This is a genomic window from Parahaemophilus parainfluenzae, assembly GCF_001055095.1.
GTDB lineage: Bacteria > Pseudomonadota > Gammaproteobacteria > Enterobacterales > Pasteurellaceae > Haemophilus_D > Haemophilus_D parainfluenzae_Z.
The window spans coordinates 156356-179662 of the sequence record NZ_JVHG01000023.1; the positions used below are offsets into that span (position 1 = coordinate 156356).

Genomic DNA, 23307 nt, shown 5'->3' on the forward strand with positions numbered 1-23307 from the left:
TTTTTATTATTGAGGACACAATATGAAAAAATTATTAAAAACCACTTTAGCTTCTGCATTATTAATGGTATCCGCATTCGCTAGCGCCGTGACGGTTAAAGATGCGAAAGGTGAATTTACCCTTGATAAAACCCCAAGCCGTGTTGTGGCATTGGAATATTCTTTTGTGGATGCGTTAGCCCAAGTCGGTGTTAGCCCAGTGGGTGTGGCTGACGACAACAACGTCGATCGTATTTTGCCGCAAGTGCGCGAAAAAATTGCTGCATGGCAATCCGTTGGCACGCGTTCTCAACCGAGTCTTGAAGTGATTGCTTCCCTCAAACCCGATTTAATTATTGCCGATCCTTCCCGTCACACAGCGGTGTTTGAAGAATTGAAAAAAATTGCGCCAACAGTGATGTTCGATTCTCGTCATGAAAGCTACCAAGAAAATCTTGAAACCGCACAAAAAATTGGTGATTTAGTCGGTAAAAGTAGCGAAATGAAAGCGAAGATCAATGAACATAATGATTACATTGCCAACATTGCAAAAAATCTAGGTGTACAAGGCAAAAAAGCCTCATTTGGTACTTCCCGAGAAGATAAATTTAATATCCAAAATGACAATGGCTATGTGGGTAGTTTCTTAACGACATTAGGTTTTGCCCCAACTAAACTCAATAGTGATCAAGCTTTCGTAGAAATCAACCTTGAACAATTAGTAATGGAAAAACCGGAATACTTGTTCATCGCCCATTATCGTGATGAAAGTATTGCGCGCAAATGGGAAGCCGAGCCACTTTGGAAAGCCATTCCTGCCGTAAAAGCGAATCATGTTTACAGCGTTGACGCCGACATGTGGGCTCGCGGTCGTGGCTTAGAAGCGAGCAAAATTATGGCAAAACAAATTGAAGGTTTCGTGAAACAAAAATAATGATGAAGTCTACTTTCCGTTGGGGACTTCCCCTTATTATTCTGGCTTTCCTATTATGGGGAAGCCTGTTTTTGTATTATCCCATCGAAATTCGACCGCTTGCAGCTTTACAAGCGCTCCTCCCCGATGGCGATGAAATTGCCAAAATTACGGTAACCGATTTACGCTTACCGCGCGCATTAGTTGGCATGATTTTAGGTGCCAATCTTGCGGTGGCGGGGGCGTTGTTACAAACCATTACGCGCAATCCACTAGCCTCGCCTACGCTACTCAGCGTAAACTCGGGAGCCAGTCTTTCCATGGTAACCGCCAGTGCGTTTAGCCCCTTGATTCTTTCTGGTTATAGCATTGCCTTAGTGGCCAGTATCGGTGGCGGTCTGAGTTGGTTTGTGGTAATGCTGATCAGCAATGGTTGGAAAGACAACAGTGGAGATCGTAGCCGAGTGATTTTAGCGGGGATTGCCGTATCACTACTTTGTGCCGCGCTCACGAAATTGGTGCTCATTATCGCGGAAGATCATGCCTTCGGTATTATGAGTTGGCTAGCTGGCGGCATTGCACATGCTCGTTGGAATGAATTATTGACGTTATTTCCGTTCTTTATTTTGACCGCACTTTTCTGCCTGTTTTTTGCCAGTCGTTTGAATTTACTCAATTTAAGCGATGAATCCGCTCGTTCCCTAGGCATCAATCTCTTTCGTTTACGTTGGTACGCTAACATCATGGCGTTATTGATTGTGGGCTCAAGCGTGAGTGTTGCTGGCCCAGTTGCCTTTATTGGCTTACTCGTGCCCCATCTTGCCCGCTATTGGATTGGTTATGACTTGCGAAAATCGCTCCCTATGGCAATGTTACTCGGCGCAATTTTAATGCTCGCTGCAGATACCATTGCCCGCGCGGTTAATTTCCCTAGTGAAGTGCCTGCTGGTGCGGTACTTGCCTTAATCGGTGCCCCAGTCTTTGTATTATTTGCCAGAGGAAGACACTAATGCGAACCTCTCATGTATCTTTTCACGCTATCGGCTTTTATGTCATCACGCTCAGTATGATAGTACTACTCTTTGGATTGAGTATTCGCCTTGGCACTTATACGCTTTCCTTTGAGGAAATTTGGGCGGCCTTTCAGCCTGATGATAAAAACTATTTTACCTTGATGGAATATCGCCTACCCCGTGCAGTATTAGCGATTTTATTAGGCGGAGCCTTAGCAATTTCTGGTGTGTTAGTGCAAAGCGTGGTGCGCAATCCACTTGCCTCTCCCGACATTTTAGGGATTAACAACGCGGCTGGGTTGGTTGCTGTTTCGGTATTGATGTTCTTGCCAAACTTAGCATTTTACTGGATGCCAATTTTTGCCTTTTTAGGCGGCGTGCTCTCTTTTGTCATTTTATGGATCGTGTGCGGTTTTAACTTCCGCCCTATCAAAATGGCAATCATTGGGGTCGCACTTTCCGCATTATGGGCAGCCATTAGTCATTATCTGATGCTTACCAATCCGGTCGAGATCAACACGGCTATGTTATGGCTCACAGGAAGCCTGTGGGGGCGCAGCTGGTCTTATTTAAATGTGGTATTGCCATGGTTAGTGGTATTGCTGCCCTTGCCATTTATTTTCTGTCGCGATCTCGATACCCTTGGTTTAGGTGAAAACAAAGCCTCCACCCTGGGCGTAACCGTAAATAAAGTGCAAATTAGCGTTTTAGTGTTAGCGGTAGCTCTTTCCACTACAGCTGTGGCAATTTGTGGTCCGATTGCCTTTTTAGGCTTAGTTGCGCCGCATCTTGCCCGTCGTTTAGTCGGTGGCAGACATCGCACCCTATTACCGGCAGCCTTGATTATTGGCGCCCTCTTATTACAACTTTCGGATATTTTGGCGCGGGTGATTGACCCACCAACTGAACTGCCGGCAGGTATTCTGACCGCGATTATCGGTGCGCCATATTTCTTCTACTTATTGATGAGAACTAAATAATGAGCATTGAAATCAATAATTTATCTTTAGGTTATCAAGATAAACTCGTGGTTAAAAATCTGTCGCTAAAATTCCCGAGAAATAAAGTGATTGCATTAATCGGCCCAAATGGTTGCGGTAAGTCCACCACATTAAAAGCGGTGGCTCGCTTGCTCAAACCAAAGCAAGGCTCAATCACCCATAAAGGCAAGGACATTTGGCAAAAAACCCCTAAAGAATATGCCCAAGAATTGGCTTTTCTCCCGCAGCAACACCTGGTACCCGAAGGGATTAAAGTGCGGGAATTGATCGCCTACGGGCGTTCGCCTTACTTAAATCTCTGGGGCAAACTCAGCCAAAAAGATGAAGAATTGGTTAATTGGGCGATGGCGCAAACACAAACTACCGAACTCGCCGAGCAGTTAGTTTCCGATTTATCCGGTGGCCAGCAACAACGGGTATTTTTAGCCATGACTCTTGCGCAAGATGCCGAATTAGTGCTACTCGATGAGCCTACCACTTATCTGGATTTAAACCGCCAAGCAGAACTCATGGGCATGATGCGACAAATGCAACAAAACGGTAAAACTGTGATTACGGTGTTGCATGATCTCAACCAAGCCTGCCGCTATTGCGATTATTTAGTCGTGATGAAAAAAGGTGCAGTGATGGCACAAGGCACACCTGATGAGGTCATGACCGAAGAGTTGCTGAAGGATGTGTTTGATTTGGATGTCATCATTCATCGTGATCCTATCAGTAACACACCGATGTTTATTTTGAAATAACTTTCAATCACTTCTCTAAATATCAAATAGGCGTTTTATTTTACTAAAACGCCTATTTTTCTATCTAAAACACCTGCGTTCATACGCAATTAATATTTTCCATTGCCCGCAAAGAGATCCGACCACTTTGCAAAACTTACACTTCTTTACACTGTCTGAAATAACGAAGCACTAGATAATTATTATTAAATATAGTGGAACTAAAAAATGAAATCTCTATCCCATGTCTTTAAGGCTGTGCTATTAGTAGGTGTCAGTACCTCAGTAGTACAGGTTGCCTATGCCCAAAATTCCTCTATTGATACCGAACGAGAAAATATCATCATTTTCTCTCGTCAAGGAGATACCCAATTAAATCAAGCTATTCCAAAACTTGAGGCCTTATTTAAGAGGACGCACGATGTGAAAGTGCGCGATGATTTAATTACACTCTATCTGAGGACGAATCAATCCGCTAAAGCACTTTCACTTTGCGAAAGCTGCGCACCAGCGCAATTTTCCCAAAATGAACTCGAAAATTTAGGCAAAGCCGCTCGAAATGAAAAACAATACGATCGTGCCATTGCATTCTATTCCCAATTGCAAAAGCAATACCCTGATAATCCAAATGGCTGGCTTGGTGGCGCATTAGCTTTCACAGAAACCAAAAACTACAATGCGGCAAAAAATGCACTGAGTGTTTATAAAAAACGTTTTGGACAAGATAACGCCTATCTTGATGCAGAAAGTTATTTACTTGATTTTACCGAACCCGACATGGCTAAACTTGGCCGTTGGCAACGTCAGTTAGAACAAAATCCAAAAAATATCACCTTAATGAGAGAGTTGTATCGTTTAGCATCGAAATACAACCTTCAACCATTACAAGAGAAATTACAAAAAGCCTATCCTGATCAATTCAATCAAAAAGACATGATGTGGTTTGAGCATGGTAAGACAATTACCTCTTCAAAAAATGCGACAACGCCTACACAACAAGAAAAATCATTTGAAGAATTGACCGCACTTTTAGCCAAAATTAATCCTGAGCATCCTTTGTATCAACAAACATTGCAAGATCGTTTTGTGATGGGTGTTCGCTTGAATAAATTTGATGAAATAGAGGATGACTTCAATACATTACAGGCTCAACCTAATGTGCCTGCGTATTTAGAAGAAGCCTTTGGTGATTACTGGGCGGCAAAAGGCTCACCACACAAAGCATTAGCAATTTATCAAGCAATTGAACAGCAAGCCTTAAACAATAAACTTGCGGTGAGTGATGGTTTACTTCATAAACTCTCTCTCTCCGCAAGCGATGCAGGCAAATTTGAATTGGCGCAACAATATTTAGAGCGTATGAATTCAAATATTTATATCAATGACTATACCCGAACATCAAAAATCACAAATCCAGGCTACGATTCTCGCTATTTTGGTTTGGCACGTTTAGCCTTATGGCGTGGTAACAGCAAATTAGCTCAGCAACTGATTGATGATCGTCTATTTAATAAAACGCCAGGTGACCCATGGGTTATGTTGCAAAAAGCAGAACTTGAGCGAAATCGCGGCAACTATGATGATGCCAAATTATGGGCCGAAAAAGCCGGTTATTTTTTGAGTAAAAATGATCAGCAAGAAGCACGCAATAACCTAGCTGAAACTGCCTTAAGTCAAAATGATTTACCAACAGTTTCAAAAACAATTGATGCAATGAATGAAAAACAACGTCAGTCAGCACAATCCCTCATAAGCCATTACGAACAAGCACGTTCTGGCAAAATTGTAGGGAGTGTCGGCTTACAGCATCGCACCTCACCAATAAGTTATAGCAATGAAAGTAGTCAAGATTATGCGATTTATACACCTAAAACAGCAAATGGTCACGATCTCTACGTTCATTACTTAGAAACTCGCTCCCCTTATGACAAAGAAAGCCTTATTTCTCGCCGAATTGGTGTAGGAACTGAGCTCAATTTCTATCCACTCCAAGTGAAAATGGAAACCGGAAAAGGTATTAAGCTTAATGATAAAGCCTATTTCTCTACAGAGGCAAATTATACCCTCAACCAACACTGGTCATTTAATTTAGATGCCAATATTAATGGTAGTGGCATCCCAGTTAAAGCCGTCAATAAAGGTGTGTATACCAAAGATATTGGTTTCCATACCACGTATTCCTATTCCGATATTTTCCAAGCCGGACTAGGTGGTAGAATCATGAAATTTGATGACGGCAACTTAAGAAAAGAAGCCAATTTCTGGTTGAATCTCAATACATTCAAACATGATCGTTGGGCGCTCACCAACAATTTCAGAGTCGATTACAGCAAAAATAAAACCATTGATTCTGCTGAATATTACAACCCATCAAAAGCGACAAGCTTGGAATTCGGTGCGGATTTAAGTTACTACCAACCACTTAATTATGGCTTAGTCTTAAATCATCACCTGAAAGCCAGTGTGGGCGCTTATAAACAGGCAGAACTCAGTCGAGAAAAAATGTGGTCGATAAGTTACGGACACCAATGGCGTATTGGTAAAAAATTTGGCGTGTCTTATGAAATTGGTCGTAAAAAGAATATTTACGACGGCAGTGCTGAATTCAACAATTTCGGAAATTTAAACTTTTCTATTTATTATTAAATACTTAACGGTATAACCTTATGAAATCTCTAAAACATTTTGCAAGAATAATTATTTGCACGCTTTCCCTTTTTTCGGCTTTTGCCTTTGCGCAAGATCGTTATGGCGTATTAGCTTATCACTCTGTGGTAGATGAAAGTGCGGCTGAAAATCAAAAACATTATTTTCCTCAAACGATTTCAGCCCAAACGTTAATTAAACATTTTAATTGGCTAAAAGAAAACGGATACAACGTAATCAGTTGGCAGCAAGTTATCGATGCTGAAAATGGTAAAGACACATTGCCTGATAATGCGGTATTGCTAAGCTTCGACGATGGCTATGAGACCATGTATAACGTGGTCTTCCCTCTATTAAAGGCCTATCACTACCCTGCTGTTTTTGCGCCAGTGACAGGCTGGTTGGATACACCGGCAAATCAAAAAATCGCTTATGCCGATAAAATGCTAGATCGTTCTGTTTTTGCCACTTGGTCGCAAGTCAAAGAAATGGAACAAAGTGGGCTCGTTGAAGTAGCCTCACATACTCATAATCTTCATAACGGTATTAATGCTAACCCATCTGGTGGCCAATTACCCTCAGTGATTGCGCCTGAATATAAAAATGGAAAATATGAAACAGAAGATGCCTACAAAAACAGATTGAAATCTGATTTTGCTCGTTCTGTTCAAACGTTAGTCAATCATATCGGTAAGAAACCACGTGTAATGGTGTGGCCTTATGGACAATTTAATGATGTTGCTGTGCAACTTACACGACAAGCAGGAATGCCACACTATTTCTCATTAGGTGAAAAAATCATCAATAAAGTTGGCGATAAACATATTGGACGCTTATTACTTAATGCAGAAACCGATCTAAATACCGTTAAAAACTATCTTGATGGCATTGATGAAAGCAAACAAATTCAACGAGTACTGCATGTTGATTTAGATTATGTCTATGATGCGGATAAAGCTCAGCAAGCCAAAAACCTTGATAAGTTAATCGACCGCATCTATCGCTATGGTGTGACGACAGTTTATCTTCAAGCTTTCTCCGATCCTGATGGGGATGGTGTAGCCGATGCCTTGTATTTCCCCAATAAATATCTTCCTGTACGAGATGATATTTTTGGCCGAATTGCTTGGCAATTACAAACACGCGCAGGCGTAAAAGTCTACGCCTGGATGCCTGTACTCGCCTTTGATTTACGCAAAAGCGTAAAAGAGGCAGAATATGTCATTGATAGCCGCACGGGCAAGCCTTCAACAAAGGCTTATTTACGCCTTTCACCTTATAACAAACAGAATGTTGAAATCATTAAATCCATTTATAACGATTTGTCATTCTACGCCAAATTTAATGGCATTTTATTCCATGATGATGCGTTCCTAACCGATTTTGAAGGCGCAGAAGGCAATCACGCTGAAGGCATAGTTAGCCCACAAGCAAAACAAAAAACACAAGATTTAATCCAATTAACCCATCAACTCACTGATGCGTTAAAACCTTATTTCTTGCGTGGTTCATATTCTCTTAAAACGGCTCGTAATCTTTATGCATCAGTGATCACCAATCCCAATGCAGAAGAATGGTTGGCACAAAACTTAAAAACGCTCACTGACAATTACGACACGACGGCCATTATGGCGATGCCATACATGGAAAATGAGCAGCCGATTTCACAAGAAGAAGCCTATCAATGGTTTGCCTCTCTCATTGAAAATGTGAAAGCCCAAGCACCATTAGATAAAGTCTTATTTGAATTCCAAGCGGTGAATTGGCGAACTCAAAAGCCAATTCCTGAATCCGAATTGATTGATTGGATGATGCTATTACAAAAAAATCATATTTATAGCTATGGCTACTATCCAGATAACTTTTTAACTAATCAGCCGGATCTGAACAAAATGAAACCGTATTTTTCTGTAAATACGAATGCAGGAAAAAAATAAGGATTGATCATGAACCAACAATTCTTAGAAGCAGTGAGTATTTTCGTATTCATGTATCCTGCTGGAATGGCAATATATTGGGTGACGGCAAGTTTGTGTTATTACCTTTTTATGGAAGGAAAACTTGGGCAACCAACTTTCCAACAAATGCCCAAAGAACGCGTGCCAATGGTCAGCATTATGGTGCCTTGCTACAACGAAGGGGACAACTTAGATGAAGCTATTCCTTACTTGCTTCAACTTCGATACCCAAACTATGAGCTGATCTTTATCAATGATGGCAGTAAAGATAACACGGGTGAAATTATTGATCGTTGGGCAAAAGCTGATGAGCACATCGTGGCGCTTCACCAAGAAAACCAAGGTAAAGCCAGCGCATTAAATCATGGTTTGTTAGTTGCTAAAGGTGAATATGTAGCCTGTATTGATGGTGATGCCGTATTAGATTTCGATGCGATCGACTACATGGTGCAATCCCTCGAATTAAACCGTGCTTATGGTGCTGTTACTGGCAACCCACGCGTACGTAACCGCAGTACTATCTTGGGACGTTTACAAGTGTCTGAATTTAGCTCCATTATCGGTTTAATCAAACGAGCTCAAAGCTTGATGGGAACGATCTTCACGGTATCCGGCGTATGTTGTCTATTCCGCAAAGATGTGATGGAAGAAATTGGTGGCTGGAGCACCAATATGATCACGGAAGACATTGATGTCAGCTGGAAAATTCAAACGGCCGGTTACAACATCATGTATGAACCCCGTGCCTTATGTTGGGTATTAATGCCCGAAAGCCTGCGCGGATTATATAAACAACGCTTGCGTTGGGCACAGGGTGGTGCAGAAACCATCCTCAAATATTTCCCACAGGTCTGGCGCTGGAAAAACCGTCGCCTATGGCCTATGTATGCAGAATATTTCATTACCGCAACTTGGGCAATCTTATTGGTTACACTGGTTGCGCTTGCACTATACCGCAAGATTACTTTGGGTATAGGCATTCAAAACATGGAATTGTTTGAAACAAATATCTCGATCATGTTTTTTTCCTTCTTCTTACAGTGTCTCTTGAGCTTATACATCGACTCTCGTTATGAAAAAGGATTGATCCAATATGGAATTTCTTGCATTTGGTATCCCTACGTTTATTGGTTACTCAATACTGTAACGTTACTCATTGGAATCCCAAAAGCGATTTTTAGAAACAAGTCCAAGCTAGCTGTCTGGACAAGCCCTGACAGAGGAGTTTAAACAATGGCAACCGCCACTTTACAACAATTGATGGTAATTAATAAAGGTAGCAGCCTTCCCTTGCTGATTAAAGCCAAAAGCTTTGTACTCGATATAATCACCTGGGGGTTATGGGCTTATATCATCACTTTTGTCGCGAGATATGCAGAACGCATCTTCACTAAACCGATTCTGGAAAGTTTCTTTTTCGTTGATGTGATAAGCATCATGTTTTCTGTTTCTGCGGTATTGGTTATATTGGCTTATATTTGGTCTATTCTTACCGTAGCAAAAGAATAACTCGCAAATAATCTTAATATAAAACCGCACTTTGGTTTATAAATCAAAGTGCGGTTATTTTTTATCGATATTTTAACTAGATACTAATCTAATTAAGCTTTTGGACCAGCTGCGATAAGTGCTTTACCTTCTGCATTAGTCGCATATTTTTCGAAGTTTTTCACGAAACGACCTGCAAGATCTTCAGCTTTAGCTTGCCATTGTGCTTTGTCAGCGTAAGTATCACGTGGGTCTAAGATCGCTGGATCTACACCTGGTAATGCTTTTGGAATCGCTAAATTAAAGATTGGTAACTCGCCCATTTCTGCTTTTTCGATAGAACCATCTAAGATTGCATCGATAATACCACGAGTATCTTTGATTGAGATACGTTTACCTGTACCATTCCAACCAGTATTAACTAAATACGCTTCTGCACCAGCAGCTTGCATACGTTTAACTAACACTTGAGCATATTGTGTTGGGTGGAGAGTTAAGAACGCTGCACCGAAACATGCTGAGAAGGTTGGAGTTGGTTCAGTAATACCACGCTCTGTACCGGCTAATTTAGCAGTGAAACCAGATAAGAAGTAGTATTTGGTTTGCTCTGGTGTCAATTTAGACACTGGCGGTAATACACCGAATGCATCCGCAGTTAAGAAAATGACTTTCGTTGCGTGACCTGCGCGAGACACCGGTTTAACAATATTGTCAATGTGATAAATTGGGTAAGACACACGAGTATTTTCTGTTTTAGAACCATCATCGAAATCAACTGAACCATCTGCACGAACCACGACGTTTTCTAATAATGCATCACGACGGATTGCACGGTAGATATCTGGCTCATTTTCTTCAGAAAGATGGATAGTTTTCGCGTAGCAACCACCTTCAAAGTTGAAGATACCTACATCATCCCAACCGTGCTCATCATCACCGATTAATTCACGTTTTGGATCGGTAGAAAGTGTGGTTTTACCTGTACCTGATAAACCGAAGAAGATTGCTACATCACCGTCTTTACCTACGTTAGCAGAACAGTGCATTGCACCTACACCTTTAAGTGGTAGGAAGTAGTTCATCATTGAGAACATACCTTTCTTCATTTCACCGCCGTACCAAGTACCACCGATTAATTGAATACGCTCAGTTAAGTTAAATGCAACGAAGTTTTCAGAGTTCAAACCTTGTTCTTTCCAGTTCGGGTTGGTACATTTAGAACCATTCATCACCACGAAATCTGGTTTAAAGGTTTTTAATTGTTCTTCTGTCGGACGAATGAACATATTTTTCACAAAGTGTGCTTGCCATGCTACTTCAGTCACAATACGCACTGCGATACGGTCTTGTTCACTTGCGCCACAGAAACCATCAACCACGAATAAACGTTTGCCAGAAAGTTGTTTAGTCACAAGACCTTTCAAGCTTGACCAAGTTTCTTGAGTCATTGGTTTGTTATCGTTTTTCGCCACATCAGAAGTCCACCACACAGTATCTTTTGTGGTATCATCTAAAACGATGTATTTGTCTTTCGGTGAACGACCGGTAAAGATCCCTGTATCAACAGCCACCGCGCCAGTTGTGGTAAGTGTCCCTTTTTCAAAACCTTCTAAGCCTGGTTTTGTTTCTTCTTCAAAAAGTTGTTCATAACTTGGGTTATAAACCACTTCTTTTACATCATGAATACCAACGGCTTCAAGTTCTTTAATTACGTTTTTAACATCAGTCATAGTTCACCTCTTGATTAAAGTTTAAAAATTTTTCCTATGTTTATTGTATGGGAATTGTCAAAAAAAAAATGTTAACTAGATCTCATTTTTGAACATTCATTGGAAAATACTACCCCTTTTTAGGTGGTTTAAGAGGCTGAGATACAACAAGGTTGATTTACCCATCATATTTTCGATATAGTGAGAACCATTATCAACTCAAGACTCAATACCTATGTTCTCATTTCTGCGTTTACCCTTTTTATTTTGTCTGCTGATGTTTACGCAAAGCACGCAAGCAGAACCTGACTTTAAGATTCCACCTATTCAAGAAAGCATGAAAAAAATGTATCAAATTCAACAAAAAGATTTTACCTTTGAAGGAAAACATTACCGCTTGTTTATTGCAGTACCGCCAAAAACATCTCAAAAACTGACCGCACTTTACACCTTAGATGGCAATGCTCAATTTCCAATGGCGGTGAATGCTGTCAATCCCAATAAACCTCTCCCGCTTATTGTCGGTATCGGTTATGTATCTGATAAAGCTTATGTTATTGAAGAACGCACGAGAGACTACACTTTCCCTGCAGAAGGTACCGAATTCGCCAAAGGAGGAAAAGCAGCCGATTTTCTACGCTTTATTCAACAAGACGTAAAGCCTTATATTGAACAGCATTTCGATATTAATAAGGAAAAACAATATTTCTTTGGCCATTCTTTTGGTGGGTTATTTGGACTGTACATACTCTTCCATCAACCGGATTTATTTCAATATTACACCTTGGCAAGTCCTTCTCTTTGGTGGGGGAACGGCTCATTTCTACCTCAAAATGAACCATGGATTAGCAAAAAACCATCACATATTCTGATTACATTAGGCTATTATGAAGAGCATCCTGAACAGGATCCGAATATGACTGAAGAACAATTACAGCGTATTAATCAACGGAAACAAATGCGAACAATCAATGCGCATCAATTGGCGGAAATATTAGAAAAACAAGGTAATTCCGTGGAATTTATTTCTATTCCCAATAAAAATCATGGTGGCTCGATTCCGGATGCCATCAAACATTGCTTGGAACAAGTTCAACAATAAAAGAGCATAAAAAAATCCCCGTTATCATGAACGGGGATTTTTCTTATTGGGCTTGTTTAAGTTTATCAATAGCTTCTTTATTGAAGAAGTAATGCGTGCCACAACATTCACACTGCATATCAATGCTGCCTTTATGTTCTTCTAAAATTTCCTCAATTTCAGCTTCTGGAATCAGTAATAATGCTGCCCCAGAACGCTCTGGTGAGCAACCACAGAAGAAAGAAACTGCTTGAGGTTCAAAAACTTCCACCACTTCTTCGTGATATAAACGATAAAGCAACTCTTCTGCAGGTAATCCAAATAACTCATCATCTTTTACGGTTGCTGCTAAGGTCGTTAAATGCTCAAAATCCTCTGGCGTACCTTGGCCATCTGGCATAGTCTGTAGCAACATTCCTGCAGCAACTGGTTTGCCCTCATATTCACCTGTACGAATAATAAGTTGGGTTTGTAATTGTTCTGAACGAACAAAATAGTCTTCTAAACATTCCGTAATGGTTGGTTTATCTAAACCGATAACGCCTTGATAACGCTCGCCCTCGGTTGGAGCAATTGTAATCACTAACACACCTTTGCCAATCATATCATGTAGGCTCATGCCATCTTGAATATCACCTTGCAAACGCGCTAATGCACGGATCTGTTGTTGATCATTGCCATTAACTAAGGCTAATTTTAATGGGCCATCACCTTGAATTTGAACCGTAATATTGCCATTAAATTTTAATGTTGCGGTCAACAAATTAGTCGCTACCATCATCTCACCCAATAAGTTTTGTACTGCTTTTGGATAATGATGGGTATTCAAGGTATCAGTAAAAGTTTGGTTTAATCGCACCCATTCACCACGCACTGCACGGTTTTGAAAAAGGTAACGGTAAAGTTTGTCATTATCTTGAGTATAATTCATTATTTGTTCCTATTTATTCTTTGAGTAAAAAGTGCGGTCAATTTTGTGAATAAATCTAAAACGTTCAAAAAAGATGTCGTTTTGTTACCGCACTTCGTGCCTGTGCAGTATTATGGGGGTGAAAATCAAAATTACAAGCCAAAAAGAAAAGCGGATAGCTTTCACTATCCGCTCGTTTTATAAGATTAAACTGATAAATTACCAGTATGCACGTAAACCGATAACAGTTTTGAAGTCACGGCTACGATCAAGCTGTTTACCTGAGTCTTTATCGAAGGTATTCTCGTATTTAGTACGAGTAGCTTGCCATTCTAAGAATGGTTTCACTTTTAATGAACCTTGATTATACACATAGTATTCAGTACCCACTAAGAATTGGCGATCTGTTGATTTTGAATATGCAGAACCTACAGGTAAAGTTTTCTCAGTTTTGTAAGAATACATTGCATATACATTCCAGTCTTCATTTAAACCTTGGCGAATTACTGCGGTCACTTCATTATTTTTTACTTTGTTACCTGCACCATCTTTATTTTTAGTATCTTTGTGAGCAAAGTCTAAACCATAAGTAGTGTGAACAAAGTTATATGCTAAGCCTAAAGCGTAAGCATTGCTGTAATATGCTGTTTTGTTAGCATTTTCAGAGATTTCACGAGTGAAACCTGCTGCGACAGTTACATTTTGGATACTATCAATTTCATGATCAAAGATAAGACCTGTACCCCAAGTGTTTTTACGGTTATTTTTTAAATCTACGTTTTTGATGTTACGTTTGCTTGAACCGCCGTAGTACGCACCAAATTTCACTTTATTTGAACCATAGTCACCATTATAAACATATTGTGTTACACGACGAGCTGAAGTCTCTAATAAACCATCAGTCAAGCTATAAGTATTTGCTAAATCACTTTGTGTTACTTCATCAGTAATAGTTGTCATATTACCGTAAGTTAACTCACCGAATTGTTTGTGGCCAAAACCAGCATAAAGTTGGCGAGTATAAACATGGTCAAAATCATGTTGTGAAGGCGCATCACCACGCATACGCCATTCCGCACGGCCTAAAGCGTAGAAATCCCCACCTAAGCTTTGTTTTAATTTGAAACCGAAACGTGAGTTGTCGTTATCAACTGCGTGATTGATGTGCTCTTTAGTTACATCACCGTTTACATAGTTAGTTTTGTTAGAGGTGCTTTCCCATTTAACACGTAAAGAACCGTAAAAATCAACATCTGTACCAGTTTGGTCAATGTGGAAGTTATAAGCTTGTGCAGAACCTGCTCCTGCTGCTAATGCCGCTACAGATAAAGCAAGAAGTGTTTTTTTCATAACGCTTTCCCTATTATTTAATGAAGTTTATTAAAAAATTGAACTTTTTGCAGTTTATACACTACAACCTAAATGGTCAACCCTAAATTTTGCCAACTATCAGAAAATAGGCAATATTTTGACTAAAATCAATCCAGATAAATACATTTTCAATTATTTTAGAGGCTATTTAATTAATGTATTTAGACTAGAGAACACCTGCTCCGAAGTAATCTTTTCCATTGAGTTAGCGGTTAAATAATGCTGATTTTGACCATAACAACCAATTAAGGTCGGATCAGTTGCACCATACAACGTAATATTGGGTTTATCCAGTGCCGCAGTTAAATGAGCAAGCCCTGTATCTACGGACACTACGGCTTTCGCATTGGCTATTTGGTAAGTCAATTCATTCAATGAAAGTTTAGGTAAAACAACCACATGAGATAAACCTACGGCTAATCGCTCTGCTCTTGCCTTTTCTTTTTCATTTCCCCAAGGTAAGCGAACTTGAACTGAAAGTGCGGTCAGTTTTTCAATTAAATTTCGCCATTCATGTTCTGGCCAATGCTTTTCATCTCTTGTCGTGGAATGAAAAAAGATCACATAAGGTTCGATAGAATCTGCGGAAATGAAATGTCGAGCAATGCCATAATCCCCTTTTTCTTTCGATAATGGATAAGATAAGGCTTGAGCAAAAAGTTGGCGAATACGTTCTACCGCATGTTGTTGATAGGAAATAGTGTATTTTTTATCGTAGAAAAATGAGGCAATCGGCTCACGGATACTTTTGCAATCATAGCCATGTTTAATGCCATTAGCTAAGCGTGTTGCAAAAAAGGCACTTTTAAAAAGACCTTGTGCATCAATCACGGCATCATATTGATTGGCTTGCAATAAAGTGCGGTAAGATTTCCACTCGTTTTTGGTCTGAATCGAAAAAGGCGATTTTCGCCAACGTCTTAAGGCAATTGGAATGATTTGCTTCACGGCAGAATGCCAGCGTGGAATTTCGGCAAAATTCTCTTCTACCACCCAATCAATGGAGAGATTAGGAATAACACGCTGCGCATCAGTCAATGCCGGCAAAGTATGGATTACATCGCCCATAGAAGACGTTTTGATCACGCATACTTTCATTTAATTAACCTTCTCCCCCAGTGCATAATACCGAGACCTGATACCGCTAAAATACCCCCAATAATTAAGGATGAATCCACTTGTTCATTCAACCAAATGGCTGAGAATAAAATCCCTAAAATCGGCACAAGAATAATATAAGCTGAGGCATTACCTGCCCCTAAGTATTTCACCCCATCAAAATACCATGCATAGGCCAATACTGTGGCACCAAATGCGAGGCCAAGCAAACTGATCCACTCACCTTGAGATAAATTCAATACCGTAAGCCAATCATCTGCACTTTCAACGCATAACGCGCTCATAAATAACAGTAAAAAACCAAAAATGGAAGATAATGTGGTCGCGGTGAGTGAATCAATGCCCGCCAGTACTTTTCTCGCCAATAAGGTGTAAACGACCCAACAAATTAGCGCCCCAATTAATAATATTTGCCCAAAGCCAAAGGAATCCATCATTTGTGAAAAATTTCCTTTTGTGAGAGCTAATAGCGATCCACTCATGGCAATAATCATTCCGAGTATTACCCATCGATTCCATTTTTCTTTAAATAAAAAAATTGCCAAAAGCGTCGTGAAAACTGGGTTTGTTGCCACAATAACGGCTGCTTGCCCTGCAGGAAGATATTTCAGTCCCCAGATAAAAAACGTGGAATAGGCAAAAACACCGAAAAAGGCAGTCACAAACAACCCTATCCATTGGTTTGCTCTTAGTTGTTTCGCATATTTAAAGCGATTTGCCGCATATAACCAAATCATGAGCGGAATAATCGCAAAGAAAAATCGTAAACTGGACGCAACAAACGTCGGCATAGCTTGAGCAACCACTCTCCCCCAAGGCCAAGATGCACCCCATAAAATAGCCATTCCGATTAATTGTAAGTGTATGCGGAGAGGGTTCATTTTGCTAATAGTGCCTCTAATCTTTCTAATGCCATTTCAGGTGTAATATCAATCAAACTTTGATGGTACCCTTCCGAACTATCTGTGCTTTTACGCACTTTAATTAAATCGCCTTCAATTAAACGAATAATCACCGCTTTATCCGATAATGGTGGCGTATAAGTTGGGCTCGTTGGGCCATAAAGCGCGACCAATGGACGATCTGTCGCCGCAGCAATATGCATTAAGCCACTGTCATTGCTTACCACTGCGGTACAATTAGCAATTAAATCTACCGCTTGATTAAGATTCGTTTGCCCTGCCAAATTCAAACAGAATGGTTGTAGTTCTGCTGGTAGCGCATTGCGGATTTTCTCGCCTGCATCCACATCTTTTGGTGAACCAAATAATTCTATCGCATAGCCTTTTTCAATTAACATTTCAGCCAATTTAGCATAATGATAATGCGGCCAACGTTTAGCTGGTCCAAATTCTGCACCAGGGCAGAAACCGATAATCGGACGTTTGCCTAAACGTGCGGTCTGTTTTTCAAAGTTTTTTAAGGTTTCTGCTTGTTGCGTTGGGTCAACGGTTAAATAAGGTTTTAAAACAGGAATATCGTCCGCCTTAGGTACCGCATTTTGCTCAAAGGCTAACGCTACATAACGTTGCACCATCATAGGATAATCACGTTTGTTATTGCGTAAATCGTTAAGCAAGAAATAACGACTTTCCCCTTTCCAACCACGACGCACCGCAACTTTTGCAAAGGCGGGAATAAAGGCTGACTTCAACGAGTTTGGTAACACAATCGCCATATCATATTGATTGCGTAATGCTTTACCTAAACGATAACGTTCGCATAAGGCAAACTTGCCGTGCCCGAGCGGCATTTCAATGGCATGACGCACTTCTGGCATACGGGCTAAAAGCGGTTTACACCAATTCGGTGCCATCACATCAATTTGGCAATGGGGATATTGCAGTTTGAGTTGTTGATACAAACTGTGCGACATCATCATATCGCCGACCCAAGACGGGCCGATAATTAAAATATTCATTCTTGACCTTATAACAAAAGTGCGGCTAAAAATAAGACTAATTTTAACCGCACTTTATTCATTTTCTAGTATTGAACGACATTATTTGTTCAATATTTTTATTTATTTAACCACGCCATGTATTCTGCCACACCTTCCGCGACAGTTTTAAATGGTTTGTCGTAGCCAGTTGCACGGAGTTTCGTTAAATCTGCTTGCGTATATTCTTGATAGCGAGATTTCAAATGCTCAGGGAACGGAATAGTTTCCACTTCACCTTTTCCGTGGAATTTAATCACCGCTTTTGCCACTTCTGCGAAAGACTCTGCATTGCCGGTACCACAGTTAAAGATACCCGAAATGCCATTTTGCCAGCACCAAATATTAACTTGCGCCACATCGCCTACATAAACGAAATCACGGCGGAAGTGTTCACTGCCAGCAAATAATTTTGGATTTTCGCCTTTAAGAATCTGGTTATTTAAGTGGAATGCTACGCTTGCCATTGAACCTTTGTGGCCTTCACGCGGACCATACACGTTGAAATAACGGAAACCACATACTGGCGATTTTGCTTCAGGTAAAATCGCACGCACATATTGGTCGAATAAGAATTTAGAATAACCGTACACATTCAATGGGCCTTCAAATTCACGCTCTTCACGGAATTCAGTTTTGTCGCCATAAGTTGCTGCACTTGATGCATACAAGAACGGAATTTGACGATCTAAGCAGTAATGCAATAACTCTTTTGAATATTCGTAGTTATTATGCATGATGTATTTGCCGTCCCATTCAGTGGTCGCCGAGCAAGCCCCTTCATGGAATACGGCATCGATATCACCTAAATCATCACCTGCAATAATTGACGCAATGAAATCTTCTTTATCGCAGTAATCTGCGATATCAAGATCCACTAAGTTAATGAATTTAGTCCCGTCTTTTAAGTTATCCACCACTAAAATGTCTTTGCGTCCCATATCGTTTAATGCTTTAACGATATTACTGCCGATAAAACCGGCGCCACCTGTTACAATAATCATAATTCTGTCCTCTTTAAAATAAGTCTGTGTATTGTAATAGATTTTGTGTCGCTTAGCCAAAAAACTCTGTGAAAAATAACCGCACTTTTAAGCCCCAGTAACTTGTCCAACCCGTTGTGGCCAAATCCATTTTTCCTTTGTTTAAAATAATAATGGTCGGCGTCACATTCACCTGCCATTGCTCTGCAATCTTGCCTTGAGGATCATTCACCGTTGTAAACTGATAGTGATGGGTTTGTAAATAATCCTCCACGTCCTTATTTGTCCCCGAGCGCAGCGCGACAGAGACTACGGGATAGCCTTCTTCTGAAAGTGAATTAATCGTTGGAGAAGTATAGCGACAATAACCACACCAACTTCCCCAGAAATAAATGATCGTCGGCTTAGCTTGATCTAATTGGGGTAAAAAGAAGGCATTCCCCTGTAAATCATAAAGTGCTGTCGAATTGATTTCAGGTGGAATATTGGGCTTACGAATAAAATCGAGAATACTGCTTACGATAATCAACGTCAGCAGGAGCGAAATCGCATTTTTTAATAAGGTTTTAAGTTTCACAATAAAATTTCATGATCTAGGATAAGTGAATTGTAATCGATCGGAAAAGTGCGGTCAAAATTGCAGAGATTTTGTTATGATAATCACATCATTTTATAAGGAGAAAAAATATGGATAGTAAACAACTAGCACAATATATTGACCACACTGCCCTTACTGCTGAAAAAACAGAACAAGATATTCTTAAACTCTGTGATGAAGCCATTCAATACGGCTTTTATTCAGTCTGCATTAATTCAGGTTATATTCCTTTAGCCAAAGAAAAACTCGCTGGCTCAGATGTAAAAATTTGTACTGTAGTCGGTTTTCCACTCGGTGCCAACTTATCCTCAGTCAAAGCGTTTGAAACCCAAGAAGCCATCAAAGCGGGTGCGGGTGAGATCGATATGGTAATTAATGTCGGCTTGATTAAATCCAATAAATGGGATGCCGTAAAAGACGACATTCAAGCTGTATTAACCGCTTGTCATGGCGTGCCACTTAAAGTGATTTTGGAAACCTGCTTACTCACCAAAGAAGAAATTGTGAAAGCCTGTGAAATCTGTAAAGCGTTAGGTGTGGCATTCGTTAAAACCTCAACCGGTTTCAATAAAGGCGGTGCAACCGTAGAAGATGTCGCTTTAATGAAGAAAACGGTAGGCAACATTGGAGTAAAAGCCTCTGGCGGTATTCGTGATACTCAAACCGCACTAGCCATGATTGAAGCAGGTGCGACACGAATTGGTGCAAGCGCAGGGATTGCCATTATAACTGGTACTTCTGGTAATACCTCAAGCAATTACTAATCAATAATAAAAAAGGAGATTGAAGTGGATGCCTCAATCTCCTTTTTAATCATCAAAGACTTAATTAAGCTTTAATTTGTCCTTTTAAGAAATCTAACAACTGATCTTTTGCAATCATTTGTTTTTCACCGGTGCGGCGATTTTTGTATTCAATTTCGCCGTTTGCGAGATTTTTCTCCCCAATTACCACCATGTGTGGTACACCGATAAGTTCCATATCGGCAAACATCACACCTGGACGCTCTTTACGATCATCAAAGATCACTTCTACGCCTTGTGCTTGTAAAGTGCGGTACAACTCTTCGGCATATTCTTGAACGCTTTCAGATTTATGCATATTCATTGGCACAACAGCTACGGTGAATGGCGCAATTTCATCTGTTGGCCATACAATACCGCGCTCGTCAAAATGCTGTTCAATCGCTGCTGCGACCACACGCGTTACACCAATACCGTAACATCCCATGGTTACGACCATTGGACGACCATCTTCACCTTGAACGGTTGCATTCATGGCTTCTGAATATTTTTTACCTAATTGGAAAATATGACCCACTTCGATACCACGTTTGATCAATAAGGTACCTTTACCATCTGGGCTTGGATCACCTTCAACTACGTTACGAATATCCGCTACTTTTGGTAACGCTACATCACGTTCCCAGTTGATATTGAAGTAATGTTTACCATCAATGTTTGCACCCGCGCTGAAATCAGACACTAACGCCACTGAACGGTCAATAATCACTGGAATATTGAGATTAACAGGGCCTAATGAACCAACACCCGCACCAATTTTTGCTTTGATAACAGCTTCATCCGCAAACTCAAATGGTGAAGCCACTTCAGGTAATTTTTCTGCTTTAATTTCATTTAATTCATGGTCACCACGAATGACTAATGCCACTAACGGTTGCTCTTCGCTTGCCCCTTTTACGATTAAGGTTTTAACTGTTTTCTCAATTGGCAAATTGAATTGTTCCACCAACTCAGCAATTGTTTTTGCATTTGGCGTATCAACTAATTCCATTGCTTTCGTTGGCGCGGCGCGTTCACCAATCGCCACCGCTTCTGCTAACTCAATGTTTGCTGCGTAATCTGATTCCGTAGAGAAAATCACATCATCTTCACCGCTGTTTGCTAACACTTGGAATTCATGTGAGGCGCTCCCTCCGATAGAACCGGTATCCGCTTGTACTGCACGGAAATCTAAACCTAAGCGATTGAAAATATTGCTATAAGTTTGGTACATCACATCATACGTTTGTTGCAAGCTCGCATGATCCGCATGGAAAGAATACGCATCTTTCATGATAAATTCACGTGAACGCATGACACCGAAACGAGGACGTACTTCATCACGGAATTTGGTTTGAATTTGGTATAAGTTAATCGGAAGTTGTTTGTATGATGACACTTCACGACGAACTAAATCCGTAATCACTTCTTCATGTGTTGGACCTAATACAAAGTTACGATTACCACGATCCTCAAAACGAAGTAATTCTGGGCCATATTGTTCCCAACGGCCTGATTCTTCCCATAATTCTGCTGGTTGCACGACTGGCATTTTGATTTCAAGCGCGCCGCTTTTATCCATTTCTTCACGGATGATTTTTTCTACTTTACGAAGCACACGCCAGCCTGTTGGCATCCAGTTATAAAGACCTGAAGCAAGAGGACGAATCATCCCCGCACGAAGCATTAATTGATGGCTCACAATGGCCGCTTCAGCTGGGGTTTCTTTTAATGTTGAGAATAAATATTGACTTGTACGCATTGAATTAACCTTAGATTCTAAGCATTGAGAAAAAATTGGTGAGAGTATAACAAAAAGTGCGGTCATTTTTAACCGCACTTTTTTCTGAGAAAAGATTATCTTCTCGGTAAATATCTAACTGGATCGACAGATTTACCTTTATAACGGATCTCAAAGTGAAGTTTCACAGCATTGGTTCCTGTGCTACCCATTTTCGCAATCTCTTGACCCGCTTTCACTTCTTGTTGATCGCTCACAAGGATCTTGTCGTTGTGTGCATAAGCACTTAAGAAATCATCATTATGTTTGATGATGATTAAGTTACCGTAGCCACGTAATGCGTTACCCGCATAAACAACACGACCACTCGCAGCCGCTTTAACTGCTTGTCCACGAGAACCACTGATATCAATCCCTTTGTTACCACCATCGGAGTTAGAGAAACCTTGGATCACGTTGCCTTGGGTTGGCCATTGCCATGCCACATTCGATGCCACTGGTGCTACAACGTTTGCATTAACTGGCGTATTGTTTGTGGTTTCCACTTGAGTTGTCGTTGTCACCGGTGTGCTAGGTGTATTGTTGGTAAACGCTGGTGTTGATGCACCACCTGTTGCAACACCTGATTTAATTGGACCAATTACCGTACCATCAGAACCAATTTGAGTACCGTTCGCACCTGGTGTATAAGTCACTTCTGGCTCAGCAGGGGCTGCTGGTGCAGCTGGTGCTGTAGTTTTCACTGGTACAGTCGTGGTAACCGTTTTAGTTGAACAATTTGAAATTTTTAACGTTTGCCCCACACTTAAGCTATAAGGCTCTTTCATATTATTCATGCTTGCCAAATCTTTTACGTCCATACCGGTCAAGTAAGCGATTAAGAACATGGTATCGCCTTTGTTTACTTTATAGGTATTTCCTTTGTATGAACCTTTTTGAATTTGGCTGTAATCCGGTGCGTTGGTATTTGGATTACGCGGCACGTTGATTGCGCCAGAGCTGGTGCAATCAGAAACCGTTTTGGTTACCGTTTTAGTTTGTGGTTGAACCGGTGCTGGAGCAGGCGTTGGTTTAGGCTGTGCTGCAGCAGGTTGTTGAACCGGTTGATAAGTCGGTTGGAAACTAGGTTGTGGTGTTTGAGTTCCTGTTGGCACGCTATTGCCCATGGTATTTGGCATCGTATTTTGTTGGATTTCTGGCTGCCATGTACCGCTCGAATTATTATCAACAGGCTGCATTACACCCGGAGAAAGTGTGCCATCTACATTTTCAATTGGCGCAGGGCTATTTGAACTACAAGCCGTTAAAATAGCGATACTCACAGGGAGCAATAAAAACGATTTTTTCATTT

The 23307-nt window shown here is 40.6% G+C and carries 20 protein-coding genes; 10 read left to right on the forward strand and 10 right to left on the reverse strand.

The genetic code is table 11. The features are described from left to right. The first annotated feature begins 22 nt into the window (after positions 1–22). The 8 genes from ADA56_RS06490 (at position 23) to ADA56_RS06525 (ending at position 9744) form a co-directional block, all read left to right on the forward strand. A complete protein-coding gene (locus tag ADA56_RS06490) occupies positions 23–913 on the forward strand; it encodes a Fe(3+) dicitrate ABC transporter substrate-binding protein (protein WP_049369870.1) in 891 nt (296 codons plus the stop codon). After that, positions 913–1902, forward strand: a complete 990-nt coding sequence (gene fecC / locus ADA56_RS06495) for an iron-dicitrate ABC transporter permease FecC (RefSeq protein ID WP_049369871.1) — start codon at positions 913–915, stop codon at positions 1900–1902. The genes ADA56_RS06490 and fecC overlap by 1 nt, the downstream gene beginning before the upstream one ends. After that, positions 1902–2885 (forward strand): Fe(3+) dicitrate ABC transporter permease subunit FecD, encoded by a 984-nt coding sequence (gene fecD / locus ADA56_RS06500; protein WP_049369872.1) that lies wholly within the window; start codon positions 1902–1904, stop codon positions 2883–2885. The genes fecC and fecD overlap by 1 nt, the downstream gene beginning before the upstream one ends. Further along, positions 2885–3652: a Fe(3+) dicitrate ABC transporter ATP-binding protein FecE gene (fecE, locus tag ADA56_RS06505; protein WP_049369873.1), complete on the forward strand. Its 768-nt coding sequence runs from the start codon at positions 2885–2887 to the stop codon at positions 3650–3652. The genes fecD and fecE overlap by 1 nt, the downstream gene beginning before the upstream one ends. 207 nt (positions 3653–3859) lie before the next feature. Next, on the forward strand, positions 3860–6277 hold the full coding sequence (gene pgaA, locus ADA56_RS06510; protein WP_049369874.1) for a poly-beta-1,6 N-acetyl-D-glucosamine export porin PgaA: 2418 nt from the start codon (positions 3860–3862) through the stop codon (positions 6275–6277). 20 nt (positions 6278–6297) lie between these two features. Continuing rightward, complete coding sequence (gene pgaB, locus ADA56_RS06515) at positions 6298–8214, forward strand: poly-beta-1,6-N-acetyl-D-glucosamine N-deacetylase PgaB (RefSeq protein ID WP_049369875.1); 1917 nt, start codon at positions 6298–6300, stop codon at positions 8212–8214. Between the two features lie 9 nt (positions 8215–8223). Then, on the forward strand, positions 8224–9465 hold the full coding sequence (gene pgaC, locus ADA56_RS06520; RefSeq protein WP_049369876.1) for a poly-beta-1,6-N-acetyl-D-glucosamine synthase: 1242 nt from the start codon (positions 8224–8226) through the stop codon (positions 9463–9465). Between the two features lie 3 nt (positions 9466–9468). Continuing rightward, the gene (locus ADA56_RS06525) at positions 9469–9744 is read left to right on the forward strand and encodes a hypothetical protein (protein ID WP_049369877.1); all 276 of its coding nucleotides are present in this window, start codon (positions 9469–9471) and stop codon (positions 9742–9744) included. A gap of 92 nt (positions 9745–9836) precedes the next feature. Here ADA56_RS06525 and pckA read toward each other — a convergent pair whose 3' ends face one another. Next, complete coding sequence (gene pckA, locus ADA56_RS06530; protein WP_049369878.1) at positions 9837–11453, reverse strand: phosphoenolpyruvate carboxykinase (ATP); 1617 nt, start codon at positions 11451–11453, stop codon at positions 9837–9839. Between the two features lie 256 nt (positions 11454–11709). On the opposite strand from pckA, the gene ADA56_RS06535 reads away from it, so the two are divergent. Next, complete coding sequence (locus tag ADA56_RS06535; protein WP_049369934.1) at positions 11710–12534, forward strand: alpha/beta hydrolase; 825 nt, start codon at positions 11710–11712, stop codon at positions 12532–12534. Between the two features lie 43 nt (positions 12535–12577). Here the strand turns inward: ADA56_RS06535 and hslO are convergent, their stop codons facing one another. From hslO to ADA56_RS06570, 7 genes are all read right to left on the reverse strand, one after another. Then, entirely contained in the window at positions 12578–13444 is an 867-nt protein-coding gene (gene hslO / locus ADA56_RS06540; protein ID WP_049369879.1) for an Hsp33 family molecular chaperone HslO, read from the reverse strand. Positions 13445–13642: 198 nt separating this feature from the next. Then, positions 13643–14773: a porin gene (locus tag ADA56_RS06545; protein WP_049369880.1), complete on the reverse strand. Its 1131-nt coding sequence runs from the start codon at positions 14771–14773 to the stop codon at positions 13643–13645. 165 nt (positions 14774–14938) lie between these two features. After that, positions 14939–15892, reverse strand: a complete 954-nt coding sequence (gene rfaC, locus ADA56_RS06550) for a lipopolysaccharide heptosyltransferase RfaC (protein ID WP_049369881.1) — start codon at positions 15890–15892, stop codon at positions 14939–14941. Next, positions 15889–16794, reverse strand: a complete 906-nt coding sequence (locus ADA56_RS06555; RefSeq protein ID WP_049369882.1) for a DMT family transporter — start codon at positions 16792–16794, stop codon at positions 15889–15891. The genes rfaC and ADA56_RS06555 overlap by 4 nt, the downstream gene beginning before the upstream one ends. Further along, complete coding sequence (gene waaF, locus ADA56_RS06560) at positions 16791–17834, reverse strand: lipopolysaccharide heptosyltransferase II (RefSeq protein WP_049369883.1); 1044 nt, start codon at positions 17832–17834, stop codon at positions 16791–16793. Before waaF ends, ADA56_RS06555 begins: the two co-directional genes overlap by 4 nt. Before the next feature lie 98 nt (positions 17835–17932). After that, a complete protein-coding gene (rfaD, locus tag ADA56_RS06565) occupies positions 17933–18856 on the reverse strand; it encodes an ADP-glyceromanno-heptose 6-epimerase (protein WP_049369884.1) in 924 nt (307 codons plus the stop codon). 52 nt (positions 18857–18908) lie between these two features. Further along, positions 18909–19412 carry a protein disulfide oxidoreductase gene (locus ADA56_RS06570; RefSeq protein WP_049369885.1) on the reverse strand — a complete coding sequence of 168 codons (504 nt, stop codon included), beginning with the start codon at positions 19410–19412 and terminating at the stop codon, positions 18909–18911. A gap of 110 nt (positions 19413–19522) precedes the next feature. On the opposite strand from ADA56_RS06570, the gene deoC reads away from it, so the two are divergent. Then, positions 19523–20197, forward strand: coding sequence for a deoxyribose-phosphate aldolase (gene deoC / locus ADA56_RS06575; RefSeq protein ID WP_049369886.1), 675 nt, complete (start codon positions 19523–19525; stop codon positions 20195–20197). Positions 20198–20261: 64 nt separating this feature from the next. Here the strand turns inward: deoC and proS are convergent, their stop codons facing one another. Continuing rightward, a complete protein-coding gene (gene proS / locus ADA56_RS06580; RefSeq protein WP_049369887.1) occupies positions 20262–21977 on the reverse strand; it encodes a proline--tRNA ligase in 1716 nt (571 codons plus the stop codon). A gap of 95 nt (positions 21978–22072) precedes the next feature. After that, the gene (gene nlpD / locus ADA56_RS06585; RefSeq protein WP_049364716.1) at positions 22073–23305 is read right to left on the reverse strand and encodes a murein hydrolase activator NlpD; all 1233 of its coding nucleotides are present in this window, start codon (positions 23303–23305) and stop codon (positions 22073–22075) included. Positions 23306–23307 lie beyond the last annotated feature (2 nt).

Bases quoted from the DNA above. Each gene is read 5' to 3' on its own strand.
- ADA56_RS06490 (WP_049369870.1), top strand. From the start codon at position 23: ATGAAAAAATTATTAAAAACCACTTTAGCTTCTGCATTATTAATGGTA.
- fecC (WP_049369871.1), top strand. From the start codon at position 913: ATGATGAAGTCTACTTTCCGTTGGGGACTTCCCCTTATTATTCTGGCT.
- fecD (WP_049369872.1), top strand. From the start codon at position 1,902: ATGCGAACCTCTCATGTATCTTTTCACGCTATCGGCTTTTATGTCATC.
- fecE (WP_049369873.1), top strand. From the start codon at position 2,885: ATGAGCATTGAAATCAATAATTTATCTTTAGGTTATCAAGATAAACTC.
- pgaA (WP_049369874.1), top strand. From the start codon at position 3,860: ATGAAATCTCTATCCCATGTCTTTAAGGCTGTGCTATTAGTAGGTGTC.
- pgaB (WP_049369875.1), top strand. From the start codon at position 6,298: ATGAAATCTCTAAAACATTTTGCAAGAATAATTATTTGCACGCTTTCC.
- pgaC (WP_049369876.1), top strand. From the start codon at position 8,224: ATGAACCAACAATTCTTAGAAGCAGTGAGTATTTTCGTATTCATGTAT.
- ADA56_RS06525 (WP_049369877.1), top strand. From the start codon at position 9,469: ATGGCAACCGCCACTTTACAACAATTGATGGTAATTAATAAAGGTAGC.
- pckA (WP_049369878.1), bottom strand. From the start codon at position 11,453: ATGACTGATGTTAAAAACGTAATTAAAGAACTTGAAGCCGTTGGTATT.
- ADA56_RS06535 (WP_049369934.1), top strand. From the start codon at position 11,710: ATGTTTACGCAAAGCACGCAAGCAGAACCTGACTTTAAGATTCCACCT.
- hslO (WP_049369879.1), bottom strand. From the start codon at position 13,444: ATGAATTATACTCAAGATAATGACAAACTTTACCGTTACCTTTTTCAA.
- ADA56_RS06545 (WP_049369880.1), bottom strand. From the start codon at position 14,773: ATGAAAAAAACACTTCTTGCTTTATCTGTAGCGGCATTAGCAGCAGGA.
- rfaC (WP_049369881.1), bottom strand. From the start codon at position 15,892: ATGAAAGTATGCGTGATCAAAACGTCTTCTATGGGCGATGTAATCCAT.
- ADA56_RS06555 (WP_049369882.1), bottom strand. From the start codon at position 16,794: ATGAACCCTCTCCGCATACACTTACAATTAATCGGAATGGCTATTTTA.
- waaF (WP_049369883.1), bottom strand. From the start codon at position 17,834: ATGAATATTTTAATTATCGGCCCGTCTTGGGTCGGCGATATGATGATG.
- rfaD (WP_049369884.1), bottom strand. From the start codon at position 18,856: ATGATTATTGTAACAGGTGGCGCCGGTTTTATCGGCAGTAATATCGTT.
- deoC (WP_049369886.1), top strand. From the start codon at position 19,523: ATGGATAGTAAACAACTAGCACAATATATTGACCACACTGCCCTTACT.
- proS (WP_049369887.1), bottom strand. From the start codon at position 21,977: ATGCGTACAAGTCAATATTTATTCTCAACATTAAAAGAAACCCCAGCT.
- nlpD (WP_049364716.1), bottom strand. From the start codon at position 23,305: ATGAAAAAATCGTTTTTATTGCTCCCTGTGAGTATCGCTATTTTAACG.